The sequence below is a fragment of the Frankia sp. CeCAU1 genome (assembly GCF_977971845.1).
Genome location: NZ_CDWWXA010000192.1, coordinates 3,810 through 7,512, shown reverse-complemented (window position 1 = coordinate 7,512; position 3,703 = coordinate 3,810). Strand labels below are relative to the sequence as shown.

The window sequence follows — 3,703 nt, the reverse complement described above, 5'->3', positions numbered from 1 at the left end:
CCCTTTGGCCGCTCGGGCAACCTGCCTTCGTAGAGGAGCATACCGGTCCCGACGGAGCATCGTGATGCCGCACCGCCCCGCCGCGGCCGCCGACGATCGATTACAACGGTGAGTAGCGGCTCACGAGACGAAGGCCGCGCACCACGATCACGCACAGCACTCGACTCCACACGATCCTCACCCACATCGAACCGACCAGGAGGTCCGCACACGTGGCAGATCCATCCTTCGACATCGTCAGCAAAGTTGACGCCCAGGAGATAGACAACGCCGTCAACCAGACGGTCAAGGAAATCCGTACCCGCTTCGACTTCCGTGACACCGGCGCATCCGCGACGCTGTCCGGCGAGTCGATTCTGCTTGTAGCGAACACGGACGAGCGGGTCAAGGCGGTGCTCGACGTACTTCAGGAGAAGTTCGTCAAACGCGGCATTTCCCTCAAGGCCCTGACCTTCGACGAGCCCAAGCCGTCGGGCAAGGAGTTCCGGTTGCCCGTCACCGTTCAGCAGGGCATCGCGGAGGACAAGGCCAAGGCCATCGCCAAGAAGATCCGGACGGATGGCCCGAAGGGGGTACAGGCCCAGATTCAGGGTGATCAGCTACGGGTGACCGGGAAGAAGCGCGATGACCTGCAGCGCGTGATCCAGATACTCAAAACCGAGGACTTCGAAGTTCCCCTCCAGTTCGTCAACTACCGCTGACGCGACGGAAAAGCTGGAGACAGGGTGCACCCCGCCCGATGGGGGGTTTCGGGCGGGGTGCTTGCGGCGGAACCTGGGGGGTTTGCTCCGCCGCGGTCCTGGTTGTGAACCGACGCCGTTTCGGCCGGCGGTTCGCGGTTAAAGCGTACTCCGAGTACTTCGGGGTGTTACCGCGACGACGCGCCGCGGACAACATCGTGGCCATCGGGTCCGGTCACCGATACGGATTCATGCGTGACATCTGTTCGAGACGCTCGATCCGCTCGTTCATGGGCGGATGGGTGGAGAACAGCTTCCCGACCCCCCCACCCCGGAACGGATTTGCAATCATGAGCGCGGCGGCGGGACCGAGCTTGGAGGTCTGCGGCAGGGGCCGCGCCGCGGTGCCGGCGTCCAGCTTGCGCAACGCGTTCGCCAGCCCGATCGGGTCACCGGTGAGCGTCGCGCCGGACTCGTCGGCCTGGTACTCCCGGGACCGACTGATCGCGAGCTGGATGATCGTCGCCGCGACGGGACCCAGGATCATCAGCAGCAGAAGCTCGAAGATGCCGGGACCGTCCTCATCGTTCCGCCCACCGAAAACAGCCAGGAACTGGGCCATGTTCGCCAGATAGACGATAACGCTGGCGAGGGCACCGGCCACCGATGCGATCAGGATGTCCCGGTTGTAGACGTGGCTGAGCTCGTGACCGAGAACGCCGCGTAGCTCACGATCGTCCATAATCTCCATGATGCCCTCGGTGCAACAGACCGCCGCGTTTCGCGGGTTACGGCCGGTAGCGAAGGCGTTGGGCGCCCGGGTCGGGCTGAGGTACAGCCGCGGCATGGGCATCCGGGCATTGCGGGCGAGATCCCCGACGATCGCGTAGAGCCGGGGCTGCTCGACCTGCGTCACGGGATAGGCCCGCATGGCCCGCAGGGCTATCCGGTCAGAGAAGAAGTAGGCGAAGCCGTTCATACCGACCGCGAGCACGAGCGCGATGACCAGACCTCCGCGCCCGAACAGCGAACCCACCACGATGATGGCGGCGGACAGCACGCCCAGCAGCAGCGCGGTCTTCAGACCGTTGAAGTGGCGGTGTGGCATGGCGATCGAGTGTCCGTCCTGTCGAACTGGTACACCTGTCTCAACGCGACGGCGCTGGCCGAACGTTCCCGTCGGACGTGTGGCCGCCGCCCCCGACCCGTACGGCTGCCGGCCCGCGGCGGGCCTCGCCCGGTCGGTCGCCGGGCTCGTCCGGGACGGCTTCGCGCAGGCGTGCGACCACGGCCGGGGCGAGCAGCCCGACCCGTTCGAGCTCCTCCGCGGTGAAGATCGCCAATCGTCGGTACACGGCGGCGATCTGTGGATCCAGCTGGTCGAGCGCGGTCAGATGTGCCACGACGGTGCCGAGATCACCGCGTCGCACCGGTCCGGTCGACGCCGACCAGCCGTCGGTCAGGGTGTTCGCCAGCGATGCCCGCAGCAGCGGACCGAGCGCCGCGGCCGGATCCGGCACGCCCGCCGCGGCCAGCACCTCGCCGGCAGCCGCCACCAGGGTGGTCAGGAAGTTCCCGCCGAGCACGAGAGAGGCGTGGTAGAGATCCCGCCGGTCATCCGCGACGGGCAGAGCGATGCCGCCGACGTCTGTGACCAGGCGGCGGGCCAGCCCCTCGGCCACGGGATCGGCGGTGATCCCGAACGGGACACCGGCGAGGAGAGCGGAGTCCTCGATGATCCCCGGCAGGGTCATGATCGGATGAAGCGCGATACGGGCCGCGCCCACGTCACCGCCTGCCGCCAGGACGCCCAGGCCGTGGCGCCCACTGAGATGCACGAGTGTCCGGCCGGGTCCGACGGCTCCCGCCGCGACCAGGTCCGTGACGACCGGCCCGATCGCGTCATCGGGCACGGAGACGAGGAGGACCTCGGCCCGCCCGGCGACCTCGGCCACCCCGCCGACCCACGCGTCCGGAAACAGGTTCACGGCCCTCGATCGGTGCCGCGGCGAGCGCACTCCCACGGCCACCACCGGATATCCGGCCGCTGCCAGGGCGAGGCCCAGCGCCGTGCCGGCCCGGCCCGGCCCGGCGATTCCCACCTTCTCCCGCGGCCCGGCCTCCCGCGGCCCGGCCTCCCGCGGCCCGGCCTCCCGCGGCCCGGCCTCCCGCGGCCCGGCACTCGCCGCCGTGGACGAAGGTGCGGCGTCGGGTCGACCGTCATCCGGGCCGCTCGCGGTATCCGACTGCTCGTGCGGGCGATGCGTCATGTCCCGATGCTCCCCGTTCCGGAGCCGGCCGCTTCCGAGGGGGCCACCCCTGATACCTGACCACCCGCCGACCCCGGCCACCCGCACGGCCAGCATGCCCCGATGCCGGGGCTCACCGGACATACCGCCACAAGCCACTAAATAGCTACAATCGGTAACATCGCGGATCGGGCCAGGTCGCCGGCAAGAGCGAGCTCACCGCTCCGGGCGCCCGACGTAAAGATCACCCTGTCGATTCCCTGACAGGCCGGGCCTCCCCCGAAATTGTGGAAAGCATTACCGGAAGCGCATTGAACCGGATCCGGCCGATCACCTCCATCGGGCGGTACACCCCTTCTGACCAGCGATATCAGGGTCAAGACACGCCAGCCGGACGATCGCAACGACAAAGACTATATACGTAGAGTTGGCAAACAATCACCATACGGCGCGACGACTACGGAGACCGAGGTCGATCGTCGATCGTCGACGAGGATGGAGCGATCGAACTCGGCGGCACGGTGCGCGCGCATCATTGATACGGCCGGTAGGCTGGAACGGTACCCGAGGAGGTCACTGAAGGTGTCAGAGCAGGTCAGGGAGAGGGAGACCCGCCGGCTCGACCGGGTCGTCGTGCGCTTCGCGGGCGACTCCGGCGACGGTATGCAGCTCACCGGAGAACAGTTCACCAGCGAGACGGCAGCATTCGGCAACGACCTGTCGACGCTTCCGGACTTCCCTGCCGAAATCCGCGCCCCAGCCGGCACGCCGGCC

The 3,703-nt window shown here is 68.0% G+C and carries 3 protein-coding genes and 1 pseudogene; 2 read left to right on the top strand and 2 right to left on the bottom strand.

Annotation, left to right across the window (positions count from 1 at the left end):
• The first annotated feature begins 212 nt into the window (after positions 1-212).
• A complete protein-coding gene (locus tag AC08OO_RS21705) occupies positions 213-701 on the top strand; it encodes a YajQ family cyclic di-GMP-binding protein (RefSeq protein WP_011435018.1) in 489 nt (162 codons plus the stop codon).
• A gap of 214 nt (positions 702-915) precedes the next feature.
• Here AC08OO_RS21705 and htpX read toward each other — a convergent pair whose 3' ends face one another.
• Both htpX and AC08OO_RS21695 read right to left on the bottom strand, forming a co-directional pair.
• A complete protein-coding gene (htpX, locus tag AC08OO_RS21700; RefSeq protein ID WP_476618987.1) occupies positions 916-1,788 on the bottom strand; it encodes a zinc metalloprotease HtpX in 873 nt (290 codons plus the stop codon).
• Positions 1,789-1,828: 40 nt separating this feature from the next.
• On the bottom strand, positions 1,829-2,950 hold the full coding sequence (locus AC08OO_RS21695; RefSeq protein ID WP_476618986.1) for a Rossmann-like and DUF2520 domain-containing protein: 1,122 nt from the start codon (positions 2,948-2,950) through the stop codon (positions 1,829-1,831).
• Between the two features lie 561 nt (positions 2,951-3,511).
• Between AC08OO_RS21695 and AC08OO_RS21690 the strand changes: the two are divergent.
• A pseudogene (locus AC08OO_RS21690) lies at positions 3,512-3,703 on the top strand (2-oxoacid:acceptor oxidoreductase subunit alpha); the annotation flags it as partial.